At 70.8% G+C, this 24,732-nt stretch carries 23 protein-coding genes; 12 read left to right on the top strand and 11 right to left on the bottom strand.

The window, feature by feature from the left end:
• The first annotated feature begins 20 nt into the window (after positions 1-20).
• Positions 21-596 carry a signal peptidase II gene (gene lspA / locus ACFYL4_RS00395; protein WP_387515328.1) on the top strand — a complete coding sequence of 192 codons (576 nt, stop codon included), beginning with the start codon at positions 21-23 and terminating at the stop codon, positions 594-596.
• A complete protein-coding gene (locus ACFYL4_RS00390) occupies positions 593-1,519 on the top strand; it encodes an RluA family pseudouridine synthase (RefSeq protein WP_357757017.1) in 927 nt (308 codons plus the stop codon). Before lspA ends, ACFYL4_RS00390 begins: the two co-directional genes overlap by 4 nt.
• 30 nt (positions 1,520-1,549) lie before the next feature.
• On the opposite strand, the gene ACFYL4_RS00385 is transcribed toward ACFYL4_RS00390, so the two are convergent.
• The gene (locus tag ACFYL4_RS00385; RefSeq protein WP_387515326.1) at positions 1,550-2,542 is read right to left on the bottom strand and encodes a DMT family transporter; all 993 of its coding nucleotides are present in this window, start codon (positions 2,540-2,542) and stop codon (positions 1,550-1,552) included.
• Between the two features lie 73 nt (positions 2,543-2,615).
• Between ACFYL4_RS00385 and ACFYL4_RS00380 the strand changes: the two genes are divergently transcribed.
• Entirely contained in the window at positions 2,616-3,521 is a 906-nt protein-coding gene (locus tag ACFYL4_RS00380; RefSeq protein ID WP_387515324.1) for a LysR family transcriptional regulator, read from the top strand.
• Between the two features lie 49 nt (positions 3,522-3,570).
• Here the strand turns inward: ACFYL4_RS00380 and ACFYL4_RS00375 are convergent, their stop codons facing one another.
• From ACFYL4_RS00375 to ACFYL4_RS00355, 5 genes are all read right to left on the bottom strand, one after another.
• Positions 3,571-5,253: a thiamine pyrophosphate-dependent enzyme gene (locus ACFYL4_RS00375; protein ID WP_387515322.1), complete on the bottom strand. Its 1,683-nt coding sequence runs from the start codon at positions 5,251-5,253 to the stop codon at positions 3,571-3,573.
• Between the two features lie 162 nt (positions 5,254-5,415).
• Positions 5,416-5,730 (bottom strand): AzlD domain-containing protein, encoded by a 315-nt coding sequence (locus ACFYL4_RS00370; protein ID WP_357757006.1) that lies wholly within the window; start codon positions 5,728-5,730, stop codon positions 5,416-5,418.
• Positions 5,727-6,479, bottom strand: coding sequence for an AzlC family ABC transporter permease (locus ACFYL4_RS00365; RefSeq protein ID WP_387515320.1), 753 nt, complete (start codon positions 6,477-6,479; stop codon positions 5,727-5,729). The genes ACFYL4_RS00370 and ACFYL4_RS00365 overlap by 4 nt, the downstream gene beginning before the upstream one ends.
• A 75-nt stretch (positions 6,480-6,554) precedes the next feature.
• Positions 6,555-6,995: a sterol carrier protein domain-containing protein gene (locus ACFYL4_RS00360; RefSeq protein WP_387515319.1), complete on the bottom strand. Its 441-nt coding sequence runs from the start codon at positions 6,993-6,995 to the stop codon at positions 6,555-6,557.
• On the bottom strand, positions 6,985-7,842 hold the full coding sequence (locus ACFYL4_RS00355) for an AraC family transcriptional regulator (protein WP_357757000.1): 858 nt from the start codon (positions 7,840-7,842) through the stop codon (positions 6,985-6,987). Before ACFYL4_RS00355 ends, ACFYL4_RS00360 begins: the two co-directional genes overlap by 11 nt.
• 66 nt (positions 7,843-7,908) lie before the next feature.
• Between ACFYL4_RS00355 and ACFYL4_RS00350 the strand changes: the two genes are divergently transcribed.
• The 4 genes from ACFYL4_RS00350 to ACFYL4_RS00335 all read left to right on the top strand — a co-directional run bounded on the left by ACFYL4_RS00350 (position 7,909) and on the right by ACFYL4_RS00335 (position 11,043).
• On the top strand, positions 7,909-8,346 hold the full coding sequence (locus ACFYL4_RS00350) for a GNAT family N-acetyltransferase (RefSeq protein WP_387515316.1): 438 nt from the start codon (positions 7,909-7,911) through the stop codon (positions 8,344-8,346).
• A 173-nt stretch (positions 8,347-8,519) separates the two neighbouring features.
• A complete protein-coding gene (locus ACFYL4_RS00345; RefSeq protein WP_357756995.1) occupies positions 8,520-9,182 on the top strand; it encodes a PaaI family thioesterase in 663 nt (220 codons plus the stop codon).
• Between the two features lie 262 nt (positions 9,183-9,444).
• Positions 9,445-9,753 (top strand): chorismate mutase, encoded by a 309-nt coding sequence (locus tag ACFYL4_RS00340; RefSeq protein ID WP_357756992.1) that lies wholly within the window; start codon positions 9,445-9,447, stop codon positions 9,751-9,753.
• Positions 9,754-9,879: 126 nt separating this feature from the next.
• A complete protein-coding gene (locus tag ACFYL4_RS00335; protein WP_387515314.1) occupies positions 9,880-11,043 on the top strand; it encodes a hypothetical protein in 1,164 nt (387 codons plus the stop codon).
• 30 nt (positions 11,044-11,073) lie between these two features.
• Here the strand turns inward: ACFYL4_RS00335 and ACFYL4_RS00330 are convergent, their stop codons facing one another.
• On the bottom strand, positions 11,074-12,336 hold the full coding sequence (locus tag ACFYL4_RS00330) for an endonuclease/exonuclease/phosphatase family protein (RefSeq protein ID WP_357756986.1): 1,263 nt from the start codon (positions 12,334-12,336) through the stop codon (positions 11,074-11,076).
• 300 nt (positions 12,337-12,636) lie between these two features.
• Here ACFYL4_RS00330 and ACFYL4_RS00325 point away from each other — a divergent pair, with 300 nt between their 5' ends.
• Both ACFYL4_RS00325 and ACFYL4_RS00320 read left to right on the top strand, forming a co-directional pair.
• Positions 12,637-13,518, top strand: coding sequence for a helix-turn-helix transcriptional regulator (locus ACFYL4_RS00325; RefSeq protein WP_357756983.1), 882 nt, complete (start codon positions 12,637-12,639; stop codon positions 13,516-13,518).
• On the top strand, positions 13,515-13,712 hold the full coding sequence (locus ACFYL4_RS00320; protein WP_357756980.1) for a DUF397 domain-containing protein: 198 nt from the start codon (positions 13,515-13,517) through the stop codon (positions 13,710-13,712). Before ACFYL4_RS00325 ends, ACFYL4_RS00320 begins: the two co-directional genes overlap by 4 nt.
• Before the next feature lie 126 nt (positions 13,713-13,838).
• On the opposite strand, the gene ACFYL4_RS00315 is transcribed toward ACFYL4_RS00320, so the two are convergent.
• The 3 genes from ACFYL4_RS00315 to ACFYL4_RS00305 form a co-directional block, all read right to left on the bottom strand.
• Complete coding sequence (locus ACFYL4_RS00315) at positions 13,839-15,074, bottom strand: lanthionine synthetase C family protein (RefSeq protein ID WP_387515930.1); 1,236 nt, start codon at positions 15,072-15,074, stop codon at positions 13,839-13,841.
• A complete protein-coding gene (locus tag ACFYL4_RS00310; protein ID WP_387515311.1) occupies positions 15,071-18,154 on the bottom strand; it encodes a lantibiotic dehydratase in 3,084 nt (1,027 codons plus the stop codon). The genes ACFYL4_RS00315 and ACFYL4_RS00310 overlap by 4 nt, the downstream gene beginning before the upstream one ends.
• Before the next feature lie 121 nt (positions 18,155-18,275).
• Positions 18,276-18,419: a hypothetical protein gene (locus ACFYL4_RS00305; RefSeq protein ID WP_387515309.1), complete on the bottom strand. Its 144-nt coding sequence runs from the start codon at positions 18,417-18,419 to the stop codon at positions 18,276-18,278.
• 407 nt (positions 18,420-18,826) lie between these two features.
• On the opposite strand from ACFYL4_RS00305, the gene dnaE reads away from it, so the two are divergent.
• Positions 18,827-22,390, top strand: a complete 3,564-nt coding sequence (gene dnaE, locus ACFYL4_RS00300) for a DNA polymerase III subunit alpha (protein WP_357756974.1) — start codon at positions 18,827-18,829, stop codon at positions 22,388-22,390.
• A 185-nt stretch (positions 22,391-22,575) separates the two neighbouring features.
• Positions 22,576-23,400: a PadR family transcriptional regulator gene (locus tag ACFYL4_RS00295; RefSeq protein WP_357756971.1), complete on the top strand. Its 825-nt coding sequence runs from the start codon at positions 22,576-22,578 to the stop codon at positions 23,398-23,400.
• Between the two features lie 57 nt (positions 23,401-23,457).
• On the opposite strand, the gene ACFYL4_RS00290 is transcribed toward ACFYL4_RS00295, so the two are convergent.
• The gene (locus ACFYL4_RS00290; RefSeq protein ID WP_387515306.1) at positions 23,458-23,991 is read right to left on the bottom strand and encodes a DinB family protein; all 534 of its coding nucleotides are present in this window, start codon (positions 23,989-23,991) and stop codon (positions 23,458-23,460) included.
• Positions 23,992-24,068: 77 nt separating this feature from the next.
• On the opposite strand from ACFYL4_RS00290, the gene ACFYL4_RS00285 reads away from it, so the two are divergent.
• A complete protein-coding gene (locus ACFYL4_RS00285) occupies positions 24,069-24,713 on the top strand; it encodes a hypothetical protein (protein ID WP_387515304.1) in 645 nt (214 codons plus the stop codon).
• Positions 24,714-24,732: the final 19 nt, after the last annotated feature.

Below are 24,732 nucleotides of genomic sequence, written 5' to 3'. Positions count from 1 at the left end.
AGCCCTCCGGGGACAGCAACATGACCACGACCGACAACACCGTTGCCCGGCCGCGCAGGTACGTACTCCTGTTGTTGGTCGCGCTGACCGCGATCGTCGCCGACTTCCTGACCAAGGAGTGGGTGCTGGCGGCCTTCTCTCCGGGCGAGCGCCTCGACGTCGTCGGCGACCTCGTCCAGTTCACCCTGGTCTACAACACCGGCGCCGCGTTCTCGCTGGGCACCGGCTACACCTGGGTGTTCACCGCCATCGCCTCCGTCGTGGTCCTCGCGATCGCCTGGATCGGCTGGCGGGTGCGCAGCCTCTGGTGGGGTGCCACCCTGGGCCTGATGATGGGTGGCGCCGCGGGCAACCTCGTCGACCGCTACTTCCGGGGCGAGACCCCCGGCACCGGCGCGGTCGTCGACTTCATCAGCGTCGGGACCTTCCCCGTCTTCAACCTGGCCGACTCCTGCGTGGTCGTCGGCGCCTGTCTGGTGGTGGCGCTCACGTTCAAGGGGCTCAACCTGGACGGCACCCGGGCCGTGGACGAGACGGCGGAGCCGGACGAGCCGTCCGCGAAGGACGGCGACAACGACAAGGGGAACGGCGCATGAGCGACATCAGGAGTCTGCCCGTCCCCGACGGCCTCGAGGGCGACCGGCTCGACGCCGCGATCGCGCGGATGTTCGGGCTCTCCCGGACCCGCGCGGCCGAGATCATCGGCGACGGCGGGGTGCTCCTCGACGGTGCCGAGGCGGCCAAGTCCGACCGGGTGAGCGCCGGGGCGTGGCTGGAGGTCACCCTCCCGCCGCCGCCCACCGCCCCGGTGCCCCGGGCCGAGGCCGTCCCGGGCATGCGGATCGTGCACGAGGACGCCGACATCATCGTGGTGGACAAGCCGGTCGGCGTGGTCGCGCACCCCACGGTCGGCTGGACCGGGCCCAGCGTGCTGGAGGGCCTGCTGGCCTCCGGGGTGCGGCTGGCCACCAGCGGCGCCGCCGAGCGTCAGGGCATCGTGCACCGGCTGGACGCCAACACCACCGGCCTGATGGTCGTGGCCAAGAGCGAGACCGCCTACAGCGTGCTCAAGCGGGCGTTCAAGGAACGCACCGTCGACAAGCGCTACCACACGCTGGTCCAGGGGCACCCGGACCCGCTGCGCGGCACCGTCGACGCTCCGATCGACCGCCACCCGGCGGGCGACGGCCGCTGGGCGGTGGTCGCGGGCGGGCGCCCCTCGGTGACGCACTACGACACCCAGGAGGCCTTCCGGGCCGCCAGTCTGCTGGAGATCAAGCTGGAGACGGGCCGCACCCACCAGATCAGGGTGCACATGTCCGCCCTGCGGCACCCGTGCGTGGGCGACCACCTGTACGGTGCCGACCCCACACTGGCCGAGCGGCTCGGGGTCCGGCGCCAGTGGCTGCACGCGGTGCGGCTGGGCTTCGACCACCCCACCGAGCACCGCCCGGTGGAGTTCTCCAGTCCCTACCCCGACGATCTGCGGGCGGCCGTGGAGGTCCTCCGCGAGGACTGACCGCCACGGCCCCGCCGGGCCCCCTCGGCCTCACGTACTCCGCCGTCCCGCCCCCTCCGGGGCCGGGCGGCGGACGCGTAGGACCCCCTGGCACAGGGCCGCGCCCAGGATGATCACGAGCGCTCCGACCGGCTGGTTCCAGGTCAGGGTCTCGCCGAGCAGGACCACCCCCGCGGTGACGGCCACCACCGGGACCACGTAGGTGACGGTGGTGGCCACGGTCGCGCCCGCCACGCGGACCACCGCGTAGTTGAGGATGTAGGCGAACCCGGTGCCGAACACGCCCAGCGCGGTCACGGCGAGCGCCGCCCGCCAGGTCAGGTCGGTCGGCGCCGAGGTGAACAGCGGCGTCAGCACCAGCAGGGGCAGGGTTCCGAGCAGCATCTGGAGGGAGCTCAGCTCCAGCGCGGTGTGCGGGCTGCCCGCCACGAACCGGCGCAGGTAGGGGGTGCCGATCCCGTAGCAGACGGTGGCGCCCACGACCAGGAGCATGCCGATCAGGGCGTCGTCGCCGGAGACGTCGAGGCCGCCCAGGGAGTTCCAGACCCCGAAGACGGTGAGGACCCCGAGGAAGCCGATGCCCAGGCCGAGCAGGCGGGTCCGGTCGGGGCGTTCGTCGGTCAGGATCAGCATGGCGAACACGACCCCGAACAGCGGGGTGGAGGCGTTGACGATCCCCATCAGGGCGGACGGGATCAGCTGGGCGGCGTAGCCGAACAGGGTGAACGGCACGGTGTTCAGCAGCAGGGCGGCCACGAACATGTGTCCCCACAGCCGGGGCGAGGACGGCAGCCGACCTCGGCTCAGGAACAGGACGGCGAGTAGGGCCAGGGCTCCGGTTCCCATGCGCCCGAGGGCCAGCTGGAGCGGGGCGAGGACCTCGGCGCCGATCCGGATGAGGACGAAGCTCATGCCCCAGATGAGCGCGAGCAGGACGAACTTGGCGCGCCAGTCCAGGAAGGGGGAGCGCGGCGGGTGCGGGGCGGCTACCGGCGTGGCGAGGGCGCCGGGGAGAGTGGTCATGGGATGTTTCTATCCGCACACGATCGCTTAGGTCTACTTCGTTTCACTAAACCAGCGCGTTAGTTTTGCTTACATGCTCAGTGTCGAACGGCTCCGCGTCCTCCACGCCATCGCCGCCCACGGGTCCCTCAGCGCCGCCTCCCAGGCCCTGCACGTCACCAACTCCGCCGTCTCCCAACAGCTGACCAAGCTCGAACGCGAGGTCGGCCAGCCGCTGGTCGAGCGCAACGGGCGGGGTGTGCGCCTCACCGACGCCGCCGAGCTCCTGGTGGAACACACCTCCCGCATCCTCTCCCTGGTCCACCGGGCGCAGGCCGACCTGGAGGCCCACCGGGGCGAGGTCACCGGTCACCTGCGGCTGTCCGCCACCCCCACGGCGGTGCGCGGGCTGCTGCCCACCGCGCTGCCCGCCCTGCGTGAGGCCCACCCGGGGCTACGCGTCGAGCTGCACGAGGACGAACCCCAGGAGAGCGTCCCCGCGATGGTGCGCGGCGACGCCGACCTGGCCCTGGTCGTGGACTGGATGGGGGCGCCGCTGCAACTGCCGCAGGGCATGACCCGCGCCTCGCTCATGGAGGACGTCGGCGACATCGCGCTGCCCTCGGACCACCCCCTGGCCCATCGCGAGATCCTGGAGCTGGACGAGATCCTGGACCTGCCGTGGATCAGCTGGACCAGGGGTTCCATCTGCGACGACTGGCTGCACGACATCATCCGGGCGCGCGGAGCCGAGCCCCATGTCATCCACTCGGTGGAGGAACACCAGACCAAGCTGGCGCTCATCGCGGCCGGGATCGGCGCCGCCGTCATGCCCCGGCTCGGGCGTGGCCCCCTGCCCGAGGGGGTGCGGGTGGTACCGGTCCAGCCCGCCATGGTGCGCCAGGTGTACGTGTTCTGGCGCACCGACGCCTCCCGTCGGCCCGCGATCAGGGCCGTGGTCCGCGCGCTGCGGGAGGCGGCCGCCTCCTACACCGAGTGAGTCGGAAGGGGTGACGGCGGGGGCGGGGCCGTCCCGCCCCCGCCGTCGTTCAGGCCTCGCCGAGCAGATCCGTCAGGGTGGCGGTCGGGCTGATCACCTCCGGGTCGGTGCGCACGTCCACCAGGGTGGGCAGGTCCGCGCCCACCGCCTCGGACAGGGCCTTCTCCAGCTCCTCACGGGTGTGCGCGGTGGCGCCCCGGGCCCCCAGCGCGCGGGCGTACCCGGCCAGGTCCAGGGGCCCGCTGATCTCCGTCGCCGCGATCCGTCCCAGCTCACGCGCCTGGTGCATCGCGATGGTTCCGTAGAGCCCGTTCTGGAACACGATCACCGTGATCGCCGCGCCGTGGCGCACCGCCGTCTCCAGCTCCTGCCCGGTCATCAGCGCGCCGCCGTCACCGGCCACCGCCACCACCGTCCGGTCGGGGGCGGCCAGCTTGGCGGCCACCGCGGCGGGAACGGCGTAACCCATGGCCCCGCTGGTCGGCGCCAGCTGGGAGTCCGCGTGCCGGTACCACCACCCCCGGTGCAGGAACGAGGCGAAGTTGCCCGCGTCGTTGGTGATCAGGGCGTCCTCGGGCAGGGCCTCCCGCATCCCGGCGATCACCGACCACGGGTGCATGCGGGCGCCCCGGTGCCGCTCGGCCTCCGCCGGGACGGTGGCGCTCTCCACCCACAGCCGCCGGGCCGCGCTCCAGTCGCGGTAGGGCGCCTTCACCGGAGCGGCGGCCAGGGACCGCAAGGCCTCGCCCGCGTCGGCCACCGCCCCCAGCCACACGTCCTTGGTGGCGCCGACCTGCTGGGGGTCGATGTCGATCTGTGCGACGCGCGTGCGTTCGTCCGACTCGGGCAGCCGGTACCCCTGTGTGGTGGTCTCGCTCATCCGGCAGCCCACCACCAGCACCGCGTCCGCGTCGGCCAGGGCCCCCAGCACCCCGCTCGGCGCGCCCAGTCCCAGGTGTCCGAGGTAGAGCGGGTGGTCGTTGGGGAACACGTCCTGGCGCCGCCAGGACGCGTAGACCCCGGCGCTGTACAACTCGGCCACGCGCACCAGGTCCGCGCGCGCCGCGCGCGCCCCGCCCCCGGCGATGATGACCGGGCGCACGGCCCGGGCCAGCCAGGTCGACAGCCGGTCCCGGTCCTCCTCGCCCAGCGGGGGCCGCGGGACCACCGGTACGTGCGGCGCGGGCGTCGGGCCCACCCGCTGGCCGAACAGGTCGCCCGGCACGGCGATGGCCACCGGGCCCGGTCTGCCGGTGGTGGCGATCCGGATCGCCCGCGCCGTCACCTCGGCCAGCCGGTCGGCCCGGTGCACGGTGGTCGACCACTTGGTGATGGGCGCGTAGAAGGCGGTCAGGTCCACCTCCTGGAAGGCCTCCCGGCCCAGGCGCTCGGTCTCGGCCTGGCCGAGGAAGACGATCATCGGGGTGGAGTCCTGCATGGCGGTGTGCACGCCCACCGCCAGGTTGGCCGCCCCGGGGCCGCGCGTCGCGGCGGCCACCGCGGGGACCCCGGTGAGCTTGGCGTCGGCCTCCGCCATGAAGGCGGCGCCGCCCTCGTGGCGGGTGGAGACCAGGGCCATCTCCGGGTGCTGGTCGATGGCGTCGGCCAGTTCGAGGAAGCTCTCGCCGGGGACGGTGTAGCACCGTCTGATCCCGGCGGCGGCCAGGACCGACACCGCCGCGTGCGCGGCGGTGTCGGTGGGGGGCTGGGGCCGTGGTGCGGCTGGGGCCATGGAGGCGGGTCCTTCCATCGTCGCAAGGTCCACTCGGCGCGCCCCCGGGGCAGGGGTGTGCCACAGAACACGTGCGGCTGACTCTGGCAGGCGGCCCATGACCGGTCAAGGCCGACCCCCGCCGCCTGTGGACAACCCCGCCCGTACCGCCACGGGAGGCTCCTACGCCACCCCGAGGGCGCGCAGCGCGGCGGTCGTCCCGGCGGCGGCCACCACCACCAGCAGGAACGGTGCGCGCAGCACCAGGGCGAGCAGGGCCGCACCCACGCCCGCCATCCGGGCGGTGTCCCAGTGCAGGGCCTGGCCGTCGCCCAGGGCCTGCACGGCGATCAGCGCGGCCAGCAGGGCCAGCGGCACGGCCATCGCGAAGCGCTGGAGCCACGGGTTGTCCAGCAGGCGGCGTGGGGCCGCCAGCCCCGCGTACTTGAGCAGGTAGCACCCGGCGGCCGTGGCGATCAGCACGATCCACAACGTCATGACCGCGCCCCCCGACCGCCCGGGCCCGCTGCCGGGCTCCCCGGGCCCGGGCGGTCGCGGGCCCCCCTCGGCTCGTGGTCCGCGCCCACGAAGGACAGGAGTGCGGCGGAGGCGGCCAACAGTACCGGGACCCCGGGCGGAAGGAACGGGGTCGCGGCCAGCGCCAGCCCCGCCCCCAGGGCCGCGATCAGCCAGGTGCGCGGCCCTCCCTCACGCAGGCGGGGCCACAGCAGCCCCAGGAAGATGGCCGGACCCACGGCGTCCAGCCCGAAGGCGTCGACGTCGTCCACGCGGTCGGTGGCCAAGGCCCCCACCAGGGTCGTGGCGACCCAGAAGGTGCCCAGGACCACGTAGGTCGTCACGAACGCGGTACGCGCCGACTCCCGGTCCGGCTGGATCAGCGTGACCGCCGTGGTCTCGTCGATCACCCCGTGCGCGGCCAAGGCCCGCCGGGTGCCCCGGTACCCGAGTATGTCGGCCAACCGCAGCCCGTACAGGGTGTTGCGGGCCCCCAGCAGGAGGGCGCCCAGCGCGCCCGCGACGAGGTTGCCGCCCCCCGCGATCACCCCGACCAGGGCGAACTGGGAGGCGCCGGTGAACATGAACAGGCTGAGGAACACCGACTGGGCGGGTGACAGCCCGGCGGCCACGGCGGCGGTGCCGAAGGCCAGACCGGCGGCGCCGACGGCGACACCGATCCCCAGGCTGTCCCGCACCGCCGGTGAGCGGAGTACGGAGAAGGTCTTCACGTTCGCCCACGCTAGAGGGGGCGCGTCGGCGGGTCTTGAACGTTCTTGCGCGGACCGGCGCGCCGGTAGGGCCGGTCAGTAGGCGGGGAAGGCCCGACCGGAGGGATGGAAGGGCTCCCGTTCGGCCCGGAAGGCCGTCGAGCAACGCGACAGGGAGCCCGGCGTCGGCTCGGCGCCGCGTCCGGCCGCCGCCAGGGACGCCAACGTCGTCCCGTCCAGAAAGGCGGCGCCGAGTTCGGCCGCGGACAGCCGCATGTCGGCGGTGGCCCCGGTGCGTTCGCACCGGACGTCATCACCGTCGGCGCGCAGCCGGTAGCGGTCCGCGTTCCACGGGCAGAACGCGTCGTCCACTTCCAGGACCACGTCCAGGGGCAGGGCGTAGCGGCGCGCGGCCAGGGCCCGCTCCACGTCCACCAGGCGCACCCACAGGTTGTCGACCAGCTCCGTGGTCAGGGCCCCGGCGGTGCGGCGTCCTCTGACGATCCGGTGGGTGCCGGGGCGAGGATCAGGAGGCACGCAGGGCGCGCTGGTAGGCGACGGGCGGGACGCCCAGGTGGCGGCGGAAATGGCGGGTCAGGTGGGACTGGTCGGCGAAGCCGACCTCCACGGCCACCTCGCCCGCGCGGCGCCCCCGGAGCAGGAGGGAGCGGGCCCGGTCCACCCGCATCTGGTTCAGATAGGCGTGCGGGGGCAGGCCGTAGGCCGCCCGGAAGGCCCTGGCCAGGGCGAACGGCCCGAGCCCGGTGTGCGTCGCCAGTTCCTCCAGGGTCGGCGGGTCCACCAGACGCGCCGCGAGCAGTTCCCGCGCCAGCGCCACCTCGGGTCGCGCGGCGGGGTCCGGTCCCCGCGAGCCGCGTTCGCGCCCGTGCGAGCGCAGCAGCATGGCGATGCCCTGCCGGGCCAGGGAGGAGGCGGTCAGCCGCTCCCCGCGCTCGGCCGCCATGTGCGCCCGCACCAGCACCGCCGAGACCTCGGGGGCGTGGATACCGGACCCGGCGAAGCCCGGGGTCCCGCGCATCCCCAGCTCCCGGCCGATGCCCTCGACCACCTCGGGCGCGGGGTAGAACACCCGGTACCCCCATCCCTCGGGCACCCCTGCGTGGCCGGTGTGCACCTCGTCGGGGCCGACCACGGCCAGACCGCCCGGCCCCACCCGCGAACTCCCGCCCGCGTGCGAGTACTCCTCGATCCCGGCCGTGATCATGCCGATCGTGTACGTGGGATGGGTGTGCCTCGTGAAGGCCGTGGTGACGAACCGCGCCGTGAGGAGCTCGGTGTCGGGCAGCCCGGAGAAACGCCAGTACCGCGCGCGCTCCACGCGCGGGTCCTCGACGGTGGGGTGAACGTCGCTGGGCAGATCCATATGTCCAGGTTAGAACGGGTCGGGGGCGGCCGTCGGCGTCGACCCGGGCACGGATAGTCTGCGCCCATGAGCAAGCCACAGATCCGCCGGGCCCTGGACGACCGGGACCGTGCGGCCGTCTTCGTGATCAGGGGCGCCGTCTTCGTCGCCGAACAGCGGGTGCCCATCGAGGAGGAGTGGGACGACCGCGACTCCACCGCCGCCCACCTCCTCGCCGTCGTCGACGGCGTCCCGGTGGGCACGGTCCGGCTCGTCGACCAGGGCGACGGCTCCGGACTCCTGGGGCGCATGGCGGTCCTGCCCGACGGCCGGGGGAACGGCACCGGGGCGGCGCTGGTGCGCGCCGCCGAGGACCTGGCCCGCGAGTCCGGGCTCGCGCGGGTCGAGCTGCACGCGCAGACGCACGCGCTCGGCTTCTATGAGCGACTGGGCTACACGGCCCACGGCGAGGAGTTCATGGACGCCGGAATCCCGCACCTGCACATGGAGCACCAGCTGGCCTGACCGGGCCCTTCACGGACGGGCTCCCCGTCCGGTGTGACGGGGAGCGCACGCCTCGGGCACGCCCCGGACGGGTACTACCGAGTAGGATTCGGTTCTGATGCCGGCCCCCGCCGGCGCGCCCGCGCGGCGCCCCCGCCAGTCCGAGCGCGAACAACCGATCCGACGAGGAACACATGACGGTCAACACGCAACCGGCCACCGAGAGCCCCGACGACCCGCGAGCCTACGGACTCCCGCTCGTCGACGCCCACTCGATCCCCGCCGAGCTGCGCACGTTGGTCTCCCGCGTGCACGACCTCGTCGACGCCGTCGCCAACACCGAGGTCGACTCCGACACCCTGGCCGAGACCGCCGCCGTCGTCGAGGGCCTCACCGACCGGCTCAACGTCGCCCGCCGGGAGATCGGCACCATGGTGCGGCGCGAACTCGGCGACGGCACCACCGTGATCGGCACCATCACGAACATCGTCGAGGGCGAGACCAACCCGGCCGCCCCGCCGATGTTCCTCGACCGCACCGAGGACGGCCTGCGCGCCGAGGTCACCCTCAACACCACCTACCAGGGTCCGCCCGGGCTGGTGCACGGCGGGTGGATCGCCGCCATGCTCGACCAGGCCATCGGAAGCGTCTCCTCCGTCGAGACCAGCCCCGGCCTCACCGCCCGGCTGGAGATCGACTACCGCCGCCCCACCCCCTTGTTCACCCCTCTGGAGATCACCTCCTGGGTGGAACGCGTCGAGGGCCGCAAGGTCTACGTGGCCGGACGCATCCGCGCCCACGGTGAGGTGACCGCCGAGGCCAGCGCGCTCATGATCCGGGTCGACGTCCCCGAGTGACCCGCCTCCCCGAGGCGGGGGCGCGCCCCCACCGTGTAGTAACATCACCACCGTGACCCACCGCTATCGCGTGTTTAGCCAGCCGACGCACCCGTCGGCCGCTCGCACGTAGGCGGAAACGGGAACGTCGGCAACAGAGCACTCGGGCTTCGGCCCGGTGCTCTTTCGTCTTTTCGGGCGGCCGACGTCCCGGTGCACACCACCCCGACGGGTCGAACGGCCGCGCCGCCTCCGCGAACGCATCCACCCGAGAGGGACCACCGTGCACGACCGCCACAGCGAACCCGCGCCCGCCCACGAGCAGATCCTGCGCCTGCGCGGCCGCATCGACCAGATGGACGCCGAACTGGCCGCGCTCCTCGAACGCCGCGCCCTGGTCGCCGCCCAGGTACAGCGCCTCAAGCCGGTCGGCTACTTCGCCGGACGCGACATGGACCGCGAACGCCTCCTCGTGGAGCGCATGGCCGAGCACGCGCCGCGCCTGGGAGCCGACCGCCTCGCCGCCATCATGGACAGCGTCATCAGCGCCGGACTGGCGGCGGCGCAGGAGGAGGCCCGGGACGGCGGGTGAGGACGCCACGGCCGCTGCTGGCCGGGCCCGGCCACGGGCGGCGGGGCGGGCAACCGGACCGCGCCCCGCCGCGTCCCACGGGTGCCGACCCGGACCCCCACCGCCGGGCGCACCAGGGAGGCCCCCGTGAACCCACCCCCGCCCCGACGCCGATCCACGGCCTCGGCCCTCCTGGCCATCGGCCTCCACCAGGCCAGGGCCGGAAGCCGTCACTGGACCGAACACCGCAGGGCCATGCGACGCATGAGGGACCACAACCGTCGGGAACTCGAACTGGCCTTCCAGACGCAGCACGACGCCGAGCGGGCCGCCGATCAGGCCAGGGAGGAGTTCGAGAGGACCCTGGCCGAGCTGGTCAGCCTTCGGAACCGCCGTGAGGACCGCGCGCGCTGGTTCCTCCTGCCGGTCCTGTGCCTGTGCGCCTGCCTGGTCCTCACCGTGTTGGCCAGGGTGTGGGGGGCGCGCAACCGCGCCCTGGACGAACGCGGGATCACTGTGTACGCACAGGTCAGGGAGCACCATGGGGGCTCTCTCCAGGCCATCTACCTGCTGGAGGGCCGCAGAGTGCTGTTCACGGTCCCGACGCCGTCCGATCAACAGGTGGATCGTCAGTACGTGCAGAGGCAGTGGAGGCAGGGCCACCAGGTCCTGGTCCGGATCGACGTGGTACCCGACACGCCCGCCATCGTGAGGCCCCACGGCGAACGCTGGCCCGCGGGGACCGCGGCTCTGGGCGCGCTCGCCTGCCTGGTCGCCGCGGGCGGCGCCTTCGCCTGGCACGCGCGAGTGTCGGCGCGCTATCCCCTGCTTCCAGGAACCGACAGCCTTCGCGAACGCTCACGGGGCGCCCTCTGGTCGTCCCCCGGAATAACTCTCGTGCTCTGCGGGCTGGCGGGCTGCTTCTTCCTCTTCCTTGAGTCGGCCCTGGCCGAGCCGGTGGTGGACCCGCGCACGACCAAGGCCGTCGTCGAGGACTACTGGAAGTGCGAGGCGAGGTCATGTACCGACTACGACGGGGAGCTCTCCTACACCGTGGACGGCGTGGAGTACCGGGCCACCGTGTCGGGCGTACCGCCGAGGGTGGGGGCGCCCGTCGAGGTCCGGTACTGGGGGAGCGCCCCGCACACCGTCGTCGCGACCCGGGGCCAGAACACCGGCTCGGCGGGGTTCGTGGAGGCCTTCGACCACCTGTTCGTCCCCGCGCTGCTACTCGCGTGCGTCGGCGCGGCGTTCTACGCGCCGATCGACTACCGGATCAGGCGCGGGGAGCCCGCGGCCGACGACGTCTGAGGGGGCGGACCCCACCCGCCGCCGCGACCGCTAGGGGCGCAGCACGTCCACCCACACCAGGCGGTGGTCGGAGCTGGGGAAGGGGTAGTCGCCCGTCAGCCGGAACAGCGGATCGTCCACGGTCGGCCAGAACACACCCGAACCGCGCGCGGGAAGCGACCGCGAGGGCAGCACGTAGTCCACCCGCAGGTTGCCCGGCCCGGGCACGTCGTTGAAGTCCGCGCTGTCCAGGTCGGGATCGCCCGTGTGCTCCTCGTTCGCGCCGCCCTGGCGCTGCGCGGCCCCGCGCCCGCCCTGGCTGGAGGGGCGCACGTCCACGATGTGGCGGTGCTCCAGCAGTCGCGTCACGGCCTCGGGGTGCCCGTCGCCGTCGTTGGGGTCCGCGTTGAGGTCGCCCGCGATCACGAACGGCGCCCCCGGGGCCAGGCCGCCGCGCACCCCCGCGTCGTCGTAGACGTACCCGCCGGCCCGAGGGGTCACGTAGTCCGCCCAGAAGCGGATCTCGTCGTGGTTGCGCGCCACGTTGCGCTTCTCCGGGCCGTCGAAGGTCGGCGGCGTCGGGTGGCTGGCCAGCAGGTGCACCGGTCGGCCGCGGCCGGTGTCGATCGGGATGTCCCAGTGGCTCTTGGAGGACAACCGCAGCACCTCCAGGGCCTCCTCGGAGTAGTAGGACTCACCGGTCTCCGGGTCGGTGGGCAGCAGGGCGTCGGGCATGTCCGCCCAGCGGAAGTTCTGGAAGGTGCGCACCTCGTCCGTGACGATCGGGTACATCGAGTACACGACCATCCCGTACTGGCCGGGGAAGACCCCGTAGCCGAAGGCGTCCTCCGCGTACTCGGGGGTGCCCGGCTCGGTCACCGCCGCGCCGTCCCCGTTCAGGTCCACGCCCGAGGCCACACCCGTGTTGACCGGCGCGGTGTACACGTACGGGTATTCGATGGGCTCGGCGCCGGACTGGCCCACGGACAGGTAGTTGTCCTGGAAGAGGCGAGGGCCCGCGCCCTCCTCGTCGTAGTCGAACTCGTTGACCAGCAGCACGTCGGGGCGCACGTGCTGGATGATCTCGGCCACGTTGCGGGCCTGTTCACTGTCGGGGGTGGCGAGCTCCTCCACCAGGGCGCCCTGTTCCCGGCGCTCCAGGGCCGTGTTGAAGGTGGCGAAGCGCACCTCGTGCGCCCCGGGCGGGGCGGGGACCGACGGTGACTCGGCCGCCGACGACGGCAGGGCGGTCAGCGCGGAGGCCGCCAACACCAGCGTGGCGGTGGAGGCGATTCGGCGGGGCGTGTGGTTCACGGGAGGGGAGTCCTCTCAGCGGGGGAGCGGGGGGCCGACCGCCGGAGGCTAACAGGCGCGCGTGTCCGAGCGGTGTACCACCACCGTCGGAACGGCGTCGAATCCCTATCGACAGCCGCCCCCACCTGGCCCCGGCCGGCCGGTGCTCTGTTATGGACCGGTCCAGGGAAGGGTGAACCGGTGGCCGGGACCGGCCCTGGAAAACACCCCCGCCAAGAGTGAACACGGAACTACGCTGGAGAGGCCGGTCCGCCGGGACCGGAACGTGGCCACCCCTGACCCCCTGTTGGAGTGTCTGCCGTGACCGAGTTGCGTGTCGTTCAGGATGAGGAGACCGAATCCGAGCCGCGTGCGGCGTCGCTGGCCTTGAGGTACTACGCCACCGAGCTCAAGCGTCACCGGGAGGCGGCCGGTCTGACCCAGGCCCAGCTCGCGGATCTCATTCCGTACTCGAAGTCCATGATCTCGATGGTGGAGACCGCCAAGCGGTCGCCCCTGGAAACCCGGGAGGGTGACCGGGCCACATCCAAGTTCACCGAGTACTGTGACGAGGTGCTTCACACCGGCGGGGCGCTCGCTCGGATACTTCCTCTGCTCGAGCGTTCGAACGATGTGTACAAGAGCTGGTTCAGGCCCTACGCCGCACTGGAGAGCGAAGCCGCGGCGATCAGTACCTTCCAGTCCCAGACGGTGCCGGGACTCCTGCAGACGGAGGAGTACGCGAGGGCGGTGCTCGCCTGCGGTCGCCCGTACATGGGTGGAAGCGAGGTCGCCCGCCAGACGGCGGCCAGGATGCAACGTCAGCAGATCCTCCACGGCGATCGCCCGCCGGTAGTGACAGCCGTGATGGACGAACTCGTCGTCCGGCGGCCGATTGGTGGGACGATCGTGCTGAAACGGCAGATCGAACATCTCATCGATCTGGTGGAGAGTCACGCCGTGACGATCGGGATTCTGCCGATGGGGGCGATGGAACACGCTGGCCTGGACGGTTCGTGGAACCTCCTGGACTTCTCGCACCAGGAGCCACTCCTGTACGTCGAAGCCGGTGGTGCTGGCACAATGTCGCATCGGGCGAAGGACGTCCTCCCGACGCGGCAGGCGTTCAGCGCACTGTGCATGCAGGCCTTGTCGCCCCGTGCCTCTGCTGAGCTGATGATGGGGATTGCGAGAGAGCTATGACGAACGCGCGAGAGCTTCCCGAACTCGAGTGGTGGAAGTCCTCCCACAGCGGAAGCAAGGGCGGCGACTGTGTCGAGGTCGCCCGGAGCCACCGCCACACGCACCTTCGCGACTCCAGGAATCCCGTTCTGGGCCACATTTCCCTCGACTCGCGTGAGTGGGGCACGTTTCTCGCCACGGCCGTGCGGAACTGACCACACTGGTTCCCCCATGAGCGCTCTGTGAGTAGAGGGACCTAGAGGCCCGATAACCCGGCGGCAGTCCGTGGCCCTAGGACCTCCGACGCGCGCGGGCGCGTCGTGGCCTGCCCCGGAGTCCGATCAGCTCAGCGCGAGGCAGCGGTCCCAGCCGCTCGCTGGTTCGGTGTCCGTGGCGAAGGTGTGCAGTGCCAACGCGACCCCCGCGAGTCCTTCGAGGAGACCACCGGCCATCCTCTCAGGATCGAGGTGGTCCATGACCTGTTCGGCGATCGCCGGAATCTGCTCCTGTAACCGATGATCGTCGCTCGTGCCCGCCACGCGCCACGTGGCCTGTAGCACTCCGGCCCATCCGTGACAGAGCGACGGCTCGGTGACCAACCCGGTGAGAGTGGGGTTGTGGAGCACAGCGGTGAGCCCTTCGACAGCCGCGGCCTCCCAATCCGGCCGCAGCAGGGCGACCCCGGCAAGCTGTACGGCCCGGGCGGTGCCAGCGGTGCCGTAACACCACGTCGGCCGGTTCGGAAGGGCGGGTGCACCCTGGCGGCCGGATTCGGAGCTGAGGATTCCCGGCCAACCCTGCCAGGACTCCGCCCCTGGGCTGTCACCCGCTCTGGGCCCCCATCGCAGCAGCCATTCGGTGATCCGGGTGATCGCGGCTGTCTGTCCCGGAACGCGCTCTCCTTCGGCCCAGGCCAGGGCCAACAGGGCGAGAACGCCACTCACACCGTGGGCGATCCCGAGATTGAGGTGTCCCAGAGGATACGGCGTCGGGAGGCCGGGAGTGGGGCTGTCGGGGGTCCACCAACCCGGTGTTGGCCGTCCGCCGGGGCCACGAACCGGAACGGTGAGTTCCACCAGGTAGGAGAGCAGTGCTTGGAGCGCGGTGGGGGAGGAACGCCTGCGCAGCAAGAGGAGCCCCAGGCCAGTTGCCCCGGACACCAGGTCGTAGGACTTGAGGCGAACGCCGGAACGCCCCGACCGCCGGCGTTCCTGGTCCTGTCGAAGGAGCGTGTGCACGCGGCCTACGACGAAATCGTCCAACCGTGGGAGTGCCTCTGAGTAGTCCCCCGGTCTCGCCGCTGCGGTCAGGGAGAAGGCGAGCGCGGGTGCTCCCTGGTACAGGCCGTTGTCGTCCTGGGTGAACACCTCCGTGCCAGCCGCGGACAGCCAGTCATGCGCGATCGAGCGGTATGCGGAATCCACGTGGCCCAACTCCGCGAACAGGAGGGCGACACCCCAAGGCCCCTGATCCAGTGACGTCGCGCTCGGGAGGCCGGATGGGGGGACGGCGAGTCGTTCGGCGATCCGATACGTGAACTCACTCGCACGCCCACGCGCATCCTGTGGGCGGTTCATGGAGTCCGGCCGCTGTTCGTGCGCCACTGTTGGGCGCGAACGACGTCGCGGGCCACCGCGAGTGATGCTGCCTCCGTTTCGGGGGAGATGCCCAGGAGACGGTTCACGTGCATGTGGAGGAGGGAAGTGAGCACCGTCTCCGGCTGCGGGCCTTGGCCGCCTCCCGAGAACCCGTCGAGTTGGGCGCGATACTTCGCCAGGGCCGTACGGCGGAGGTTCCAGGATTCCATGACCCGCTCTCCTCCGAAGGCGCTCAGGTGACCGGCCCCGTCACTGTCGGAGGCGAGGGCGAATGCGATCTCCCTGTGCGCTCGGAAGACCTGATGCTGAGGGTTCTTGGGGAGGTGTTCGAACCAGGCACGATGGTCGTCTCCCAATAAGGAACGCGCGATCTCGACGTGGTTGGCGGCGGCCAGTACCAGCGCAGGTATGTTCGTCCGGCCGGAGCGCAGGCAACGCAGTTGGTCGAGGACGGCGTGGCTGTCGGTGATGAACACCTGCTCCGCCGCCGTCATCGCTGACCCCGAGCCGTATCGGCCGCTTTCAGGGGCGTACGTGGTCAGATCAAGGCGGTCCACCATGTACGCGTCGCGCAGGTGGGCGACCCAGGCCCGCAGCCGGGGTAGCACCACGGAGTTGAGTGAGTCCGGGGTGTCTCGGAACCTTAGGCGTAGATGGGGGTGCGGATCGTCGTACCGGACGAGGAACCAGTCGTCACCGGGCAGGCTTTCGAGAAGTCGGGGGAGGTGTTCGACGATGACGTCGTCCATGAGCTCAGGTGAACAGGAGACCTGGGCGCTCAGCCATGAACCGCCGGGGAGGTGTTCGAGCTCCGGTTCGTAGCGCCTCAGGGACGCGGGGTGCGAGCGCGGAGCGAACCTCTCTCGCAGGGTGAGGGGGAAGACGACCTCGTTGCCGTGCCCCGCCGACCAGCCGGTGTTCTCGGGTGCGGCCGAAGGACACTCGGAGATGACGATCTCGTCGTGCCGCCCTAGTTCCTCCCGGCATAGGCGTCGGTGGGATTCCTCCCGCAGGTCCAGGACCAGCTGTCGGTCCCGGCTGACTCTCGGTGCCAGTAGCTGGACCATGTCCGGAACATCCCAGAGGTCCCGCCAGCGGGCGAAGGAGTCCTGCCAGGCGTCGACGTTTCCCTGGGGCGTGTGCAGCGCGGCAGGTACCCGCCAGCGAGCCGGAGCAAGGATCGTGCGCCGGTAGCGGACCCGGGGTAGGTGGGGGAGGTGTACCGCTGCTCCCCAGAGCCAGGGTTGCCAGGGCCGTGTCCCGCCGAGTCCGATCTCGCGGAGCAGCCGAGCGAGCTGAGGCGCATGAGAGCGGTAGTTCAACGCGTGGTACCCGACTGGTGTGACCTCGCGCTGGTGACGGAGCGAATAGAGGAAGAGCCGGTCGGACGTGGCCGAGACGAAGAGGTCGTCAGGGGCGAGGACCCTGGGATCGTCGGGATCGCTGAATGTGCCCAAGGGGATGATGTGCTCTGTTGCCCCGCGGCCTCGAAGGATGTTGAGGTTGCGCGATTGCCGTGGTGGAAACTCCAACCGTGCGCGAAGGGGCGGGAGACCCGGCATTTGAGTCGAGGCGCTCGTATCCTGCGGCTGAGCGCACCGCCCGTCGTGGAAGAGATGGGAGAAACGGCCGGTCATCGCGCCGATGGTGGGGGAACCGAAAGCGGGGGTCAGAGCGAGAAGGAAGTCTCCCGAGGTCAGTGCCTCGGTGGACGAGGCGAGCAGGTGGGCGCACAGTTCCGCTTCGGTGGGTGGCGGATCGTGCGGGCCCGGACCGGACAGCGCGAGTACCAGCTCCTCACTCAGGACGACCTCGGCGCCCGCTCGAGTCGCTTCCTGGGCCAGGGTGGAGAGTATGCGGTCACGGCTGTTCTGGGCCGGGGGCGTTGCACGCGTCGTGTCCGTTCCGTGCCGGTAGCCCGCGGGTGGTGACACTCCCCTCTCTGGATCGAGGACCTCCTTGACGGGCACCAAGGTGGAAACGCCGTACCTGCGGACGAAACGGCGGTGGAAGTCGAGCATGGGCGCGCGATGGGCAGCGCTCAACCGGGTGAGTACGTTCGCTGCTCCCTCGGCCTCGGCAGCGACCAGACGCGGCAGCTTGACACCGATGTCCAGGGCCAGGTCGACCTGGACAGCGTGGTCGTTCGCGGTGTCGTGTACGACCTGTAGCCGTGCCCGCGCCGACCTCAGCACCCCGAGCCCCGAACCGACGGGCAGACCGCCGTAGACAGCCAGGTCCTGCCGGGCCCGGTGGATGCGGTGCAGGTCATCAGCCACGTCGGGCGGGAGGCTTCCGTCGGGGAAGCCCTCCAGCACGGACATGACATGGGTCAGAGGGTCGGGTTCCCCCGGAACAGGGTGTAACCGGGTCAGAAGCAGCCCCGCTCCGGTCATCTGCCGGAGCAGCGAGTCGATCACGGCGCCCGGCACGTCCGGATGCTCCTCTTGGAGCCGGCTCCGGACGTCCCGGTAGGGGGTGGGGGTGCGCGCCGCTTCCAGCACGGAGCGGATCGGGTCAGTCAGCCGCACGGACAGGTGGGCGCAACCCTGCTCGGCCGTGCGGCCGTCTGCGAGCAGCAGCCGATGACCTCGAACACGGCAGAGGTTGTTCACCACGACCTGGAGGTGAACGAGGACGTCAGGGCGCGTCTCGTAACCGCGTACCCAGGAGGAGAGCCATGCGAGATCCACGGACGCGATCTTTTGGTGCTCATCACCCCATCGGACAAACGCATCAGAGCCGATGGTGGCCTGGCCGACCCCTGCCAGCACTCCGAACGGTGTCGAACGGCTGCGCATGCGCAGGAGGTAGCGAACCAGGGACCTCGCCACTCGGCGAATCTTGCGCGGTGGTGGGTCCACGCCCTCGAGTATCTGGTCCAGTGTCCGGGCCAGGGGTGGGCTGGAGATCTCGATGGCTTCGCGCAGCACGGCATCGGCGGAGACCGCCGCTCGTACCCAGCTCGTGAGTTCCTGCACTTCGGAACCACCGCGCTCCGACGCGTTCGGATAGATGGCGGGCAGCGGGTGGAACGCCATAAGCGGAGAGCGCAACATGACGGTGTCCGCGCATGTGTAGCGGGAGATTTCGGTTCACCTGACCCGTGTTCGGAGGCGAAGCTGGTGAGGGAGACGGGAGGCCGCCGCCTCCGTCAGTCCGGCGACGGCGGCACGGCTTCTAACTCGGAGACTCGACGAAGCAGTTCGGCAGTGTGGCGCAGGTGTCGGTGCAGTCCCCGGAGGCCGGGGCGTTCGTCGCTGCCTTGGTGGGCTCCGCGATGATGCGCACGTCGAGCTGGAACTCACTGTGGGATTCGTTCATGGCTCTCCTGATGGTGAGGAACACTCGCAATCGCACCTGACCCACAGGGGTGGTGCCTCAGGGACTCTTCCCCTGGAACCAGCCGAGAAGTGCTGTACTTCGCTCACCGGCCACTTGTGGGCAGGGTGCCGGTAGGGCGCGAACTCTCGTGGCCGCCTGTGAGCACGGGGACTGCCCCTGTGGGCGGCGCCGAAGTGTATGGCTTCGGATTGAGGTGTCACGCTGCAGTCCGGGCCGTGAAGGGGGCGGGAATCCCAGCCGCCCCCGTGTGTGAACGTCCGAGCCACCGGGTCGGGTTCCACCGCCCAGGCGGGTGCCGTGTCCACAGGCGGCTCCGAAAGTCGTGGGGAAGTCGTAGGCTCAGGGGACACCACCCGTCCGTCTACCCGCCTGGGGGCACCCGCGTCATGGCCGACTCCTTCGCACATCTGCACGTCCACACCGAGTACTCGATGCTCGACGGTGCGGCGAAGCTGAAGCCCCTGTTCAAGGAGGCCGCGAGGTTGGGGATGCCCGCCGTGGCCATGACCGACCACGGCAACATGTTCGGCGCCTACGAGTTCTACCAGCAGTCCAAAGGCTCGGGCGTCAAACCCATCATCGGCATCGAGGCCTACGTCGCCCCCGAGTCGCGGTTCCACAAGAAGCGGGTCTTCTGGGGGCGCTCGAACTCCTCCGACGACGCCTCGGCCGAGGGCGGCAAGGACATCTCCGGCGGCGGCCGGTACCTGCACATGACCATGCTCGCGCGGAACGCGCAGGGGCTGCGCAACCTGTTCCGGATGTCGTCCCTGGCCTCCGCCGAGGGCTACTACATGAAGCCCCGCATGGATCTCGAACTCATGCAGCAGTACAACGAGGGCATCATCGTCTCCACCGGGTGCCCCTCCGGTGGCGTGCAGACGCGGCTGAGGCTGGGGCAGGAGAAGGAGGCGATCGAGTACGCCGCCGGTCTCCAGGACATCTTCGGCAGGGAGAACGTCTTCCTGGAGCTGATGGACCACGGCGTGCCGATCGAGAAGGAGGTCCGGGACGGACTGCTCAAGGTCGGTCGCGAACTGAGCATCCCACCGCTGGTCACCAACGACTCCCACTACGTGTACGAGTCCCAGTCCTCGGCGCACGACGCCCTTCTGGCGGTGGGCGTGGGAAAGAACCTGGACGACCCGACCAGGTTCCGGTTCAACGGTTCGGGCTACTACCTCAAGACCGCCGACGAAATGCGCGGCCTGCTCAACTTCGAGGAGTGGGCTAAGGGGTGTAAGAACACCCTGCTCATCGCGGAACGGGTCGAGGCCGGTGCCTACGACGAGGTCTTCGCACACCGGGACCTCATGCCGGAGTTCCCTATTCCGGAGGGGGAGACCCAGGCCTCCTGGTTGGCCAAGGAAGTGGAACGGCTGCTCCCGTCCCGTTACCCGGACGGCACTGGTGACGACGTCCGCCGCCGGGTGGAGTTCGAACTCGGCATCATCAACGAAATGGGCTTTCCTGCCTACTTCCTGGTGGTCTCCGACATCTGCCAACACGCCCGCAAGAATGGGATCGCCCTGGGCCCGGGCCGTGGCTCGGCGGCGGGGTCGATGGTCGCCTACGTCCTGGGCATCACCGACCTCGACCCCCTGGAGCACGGTCTGCTGTTCGAGCGGTTCCTCAACCCCGAACGTGTGACCATGCCCGATGTCGACCTGGACTTCGACGAGCGTCGGCGCGGGGAGATGATCGACTACGTCACCCAGTTGTACGGCGAGGAGCGGGTTGCGCAGATCCTGACGTTCGGCACGATCAAGGCCAAGGCCGCGGTGAAGGACTCCACCCGGATCCTGGGCATGCCCTACTCTGTCGGTGACCAGATCACCAAGGCCTTTCCGGCGGCGGTCGGCGGCAAGGAGATCGCGCTCGACGCCGTCTTCAACACCGAGAACGAGCGATACAGCGAGACCACCGAGCTGCGCAACCTGGTCGACAACGACCCGCAGGTCGCCAAGGTCATGGAGACAGCGCGCGGCATCGAGGGCCTGACCCGCGGAACGGGTGTGCACGCCGCGGGCGTCATCCTCTCCAAGGAGCCCCTGCTCGACGTCATCCCCCTCCACAAGCGGGACTCCGACGGCGCCATCATCACCGGCTTTCCCTACCCTCAGTGCGAGGACATGGGTCTGCTCAAGATGGACTTCCTGGGCCTGCGCAACCTGACGATCATGGACGACGCGGTCAAGAGCATCAAGGAGGCCGAGGGGACCGACATCGACCTCGCCCAGCTGCCGCTCGACGACAAGAAGACCTACCAGCTGCTCTCCCGGGGCGACACTCTGGGCGTGTTCCAGCTGGACGGCGGCGCGATGCGCAACCTGCTCAAGCGGATGGAGCCGAAGAAGTTCGGTGACATCGCAGCCGTCCTCTCCCTGTATCGCCCCGGTCCGATGGCAGCGAACGCCCACAACGACTACGCGGACCGCTCGAACGGGCGTCAGGAGATCACCCCGATTCACCCCGAACTCAAGGACGCGCTGGAGCCGATCCTCGGGGAGACCTTCCACCTGCTCGTGTACCAGGAGCAGATCATGGCCATCGCCCAGCAGCTGGCCGGGTACACGCTGGGCGGTGCCGACCTGATGCGGCGCGCCATGGGTAAGAAGAAGAAGGAAGCCTTGGAGGAGGAGGAGGCCAAGTTCTTCCCCGGGGCGAAGGAGCGCGGTTTTTCCCAGGAGGCCATCCAGGCCCTGTGGGACGTCATGCTCCCCTTCGCGGGTTACGCGTTCAACAAGTCGCACGCCGCCGGGTACGCGCTGGTCTCCTACTGGACCGCCTACCTCAAGGCCAACTACCCCGCCGCGTACATGGCGGCGCTGTTGACCTCGGTCAGTGACGACAAGGACAAGATGGCGGTGTACCTGGCCGAGTGCCGGGCGCAGCACATCAAGGTGCTGCCGCCGGACGTCAACGAGTCGGGCCTGCGCTTCACCCCGGTCGGCAAGGACATCCGTTTCGGCATGGGCGCGGTCCGCAACGTCGGCGCGAACGTGGTGAACTCGATCGTCAAGACCCGTACGGAGAAGGGGAAGTACACGTCCTTCACGGACTTCCTGTCCAAGATCGAGCTGGCGGCGTGCAACAAGCGCGTCATCGAGTCGCTGATCAAGGCGGGCGGGTTCGACTCCCTGGGCCAGCCCCGGCGTGAGCTGTACCGGCACCACGAGGTGGCGGTGGACGGCATGATCAGCTCCAAGAAGCAGGAGGCGCACGGCCAGTTCGACCTGTTCGGCGGCGGTGACGACGACGGGGACTCCACGCCGATCGGGTTGAACATCCAGTGGGGTGACGAGGAGTGGGACCGCAAGACCAAGCTGGCCTTCGAACGGGAGATGCTGGGCCTGTACGTGTCCAGCCACCCGCTGGCCGGGGCGGAGCGGGTGCTGGCGCGTTCGCGGGACACCTCGATCGCGCAGATCGTCGCGGGCGACCTGGCGCGTGAGCGGGGCGAGGTGCGTATCTCGGGGCTGATCTCCAAGGTGGACAAGCGCACCAACAAGGCGGGCAACCAGTGGGCCATCGCGACGGTGGAGGACCTGGACGCCAGCATGGAGGTGCTGTTCTTCCCCAAGACCTACCCGTTGTACGTGGAGGCGTTGCTGGAGGACACGGCGGTCACGGTCAAGGGGCGGCTCAACGACCGGGACGGCACCTGGTCGATGTTCGCGTCGGAGATGTCGATCCTGGACATCTCGCACGTCACCGAGGGGGAGCCTCCGGTCCTGCTGACGGTGGCGGAGGAGCGTCTGGACGCGGCGCTGATCGACGACCTGCGCCAGGTGCTGAGCACGCACAAGGGGGAGACCCCGGTACGCATCCGGGTGGACAACCCGGTGCGGTCCCGGATCTACGCGGTGGACCGCTACTCGGTGCGCATCTCGCCGGAGTTCAACGGTGAGATGAAGAGCCTGTTGGGGGCGTACGCGGTCGACTACTGACCGGGCCCCCGGCCCCCGACGGTGGACCGGGCGCCTGCCCGACGATCCCCGTGTGCGACACCGCACACGGGGATTTCTCTGTCCGTGCCCTTGTCACGACAGAGTTAACGATATATCTTTGATCTATCGGAACACGCAAAAACAGTCGTGAACGATGACAAACAGTCGACACTGAGGAGAACGACATGACCGCGATGGCACTTCCCGGCCCCTGGTCCTGGGGCGGGCGGCGCACCGAGCGCCCCCAGCTGCCCTGGACCTGGCGGCCGACCGACACCCCCCGGGCCCACCACGGCCCTCGACACGACCATGACGACCACGACGACCAACGGGGCTCGCGCCGCGACGCGTTCGGCCACCCGCCGCCCCCGCCCGGTCCTCCCGGGGCCCCGCCTCCGCCGTGGGGAGCGGGCCCGGCCGGTCCCTTCGGTCACGGCGGTCCTCCCGACCACGGCGGCCCGGGAGGCCCCTTCGGTCCGGGCTTCCCCTTCGGGGGCGGGCACGGGCGCCGCAGGGGCGGCCCCCGGGCCCGGCGCGGTGACGTGCGTACCGGCATCCTCATGCTCCTGGCGGAGGAGCCGCGCAGCGGCTACGAGATCATCCGGGAGGGCCGCGAACGCAGCGGCGGGGCCTGGCGTCCCAGCCCCGGTTCGGTCTACCCCATGCTCCAACAGCTGGAGGACGAGGGTCTGGTCGCACCGGTCGCGGGGGAGGGGCGCCGCCGCCCCTACCAGCTCACCGACGAGGGAGTCGCCCACCTGGAGGAGAACGGCGCCGACCTCACCCCGCCGTGGGAGGCGGGCGCCGACGCCTACGCCGACGCGCGGTCCCGCTACGAGGAGATCAGCACCCTGGCCTACCAGCTCTCGGCCGCCGCGGCCCAGGTCGCCCAGGCCGGGACCCCGGACCAGCTGGACCGCGCCAAGCGGCTGCTGGCCGAGACCAAGCGGGGGCTCTACCTGATCCTCGCCGACGACGACGGCGCCGGCGCGGACGACGACCAGGACTGACGCGCACACGACGCGGGCCCGGGACACACCGTCCCGGGCCCGTTCGCGTCGTGGGTCCTACTCTCCGGTCACGCCGTCCGCCAGCTCCCGCAGGACGTCCAGGTGCCCGTTGTGCCGGGCGGTCTCCTCGATCATGTGCAGGACCACCCAGCGCAGGGTGACCCGGTCGAGGTCGTTCAGGACTCGCCGGGCGAAGTTGCCCAGCTCCAGGTGGGAGGTGATCTCCCGGGATCGCGCGCACTGGTCGGCGTACTCGGAGAGGAGTTCGTCCAGGGGCCGCTCCGCGCCCGCCCGGAACTCCCCGTCGGGGTCCTGCGTCGAGTAGGGGGCGACGTCGGGCTGGTTGAGCATCACCACCTCGAACCAGAACGCCTCCACCCAGCGCAGGTGCGAGACGATCCCGCCGATGGTGGTCATGGGCGAGCCCGGCAGCGGCGCCGAGGAGGACAGGTCGGCGGCCAGGCCCGCGCACTTGCGGTGCACCGTCGCGCGGTGCCAGTCCAACCAGGCCAGGAGCATCGTGCGTTCGTCGGCCGCTGTGGGAGTGTCGACACGCTCGGGAGGGTTCTGAAGGCTGCTCTTGTCGCTCATGGCGGTATTCTCCTTCGGGCCATGTCCGGTATCCACTGGTTTTCGGTGGGCCCGGGCGGCGATGACGAGGAGCGGTGATGGCGGGACTGAGCGGTACGGGGCCGGTGCGCGGGCTGGTCGTGGGCGCGGCCCTCTTCGGGGGGACCGTCCTGCTCGGTGTGCTCCTGGCGCCGTTGTGGTGGTGGCTCGCGCCGCGCCCCGAGGTGGTGGTCCTTCCGGACGGAGGGGTGTTCACGGGCGCCTCGGAGGACGTGTTCGCCGGAGAGGGCTACTTCGTCGTCATCACCGCCCTGGCGGGGCTGGTCACGGGCTACGCCACCTACATGGTCCAGTTCTCCCTGGCCCGGCGCAGGTTCCAGGACCTGCGGACCGTCGGCCTCGTCGCGGGCACGCTGGGCGCCGCCGCCGCGTCCGTCCTGGTGTGGCGGATCGGCGTCGCCCTGGACGGTCCGGCCCGGGAGGCGATGCTGGCCACCGACCCCGGCGGCACCGTCGTCGCGGCCCTCCAGCTCCAGGCCACCGCCTTCCTGGTCGCGTGGCCCTTCGTGCACGTCCTGCAGTACGGGTTGCTGGACGCCTTCAGCCTGATGCGCGCGGACCAGCCCGGTGTTCCCGAACCGGTCCGGGTGCTCGCCCCGCCCTCGGAGGCCTCCGAGGGCGGCGAGGGCCGGGCCCCCCGGCCCGGTGGCCCCCACCCGGGGGAGGCGGGGACCTCCGGCTGACCGGCCCCCGGTCCCGGCC

Source organism: Nocardiopsis sp. NPDC006938, assembly GCF_042869555.1.
Classification (GTDB): domain Bacteria; phylum Actinomycetota; class Actinomycetes; order Streptosporangiales; family Streptosporangiaceae; genus Nocardiopsis.
The sequence above is the reverse complement of the archived record's forward strand: the minus strand, read 5'-3'. Positions and strand labels throughout refer to the sequence as shown.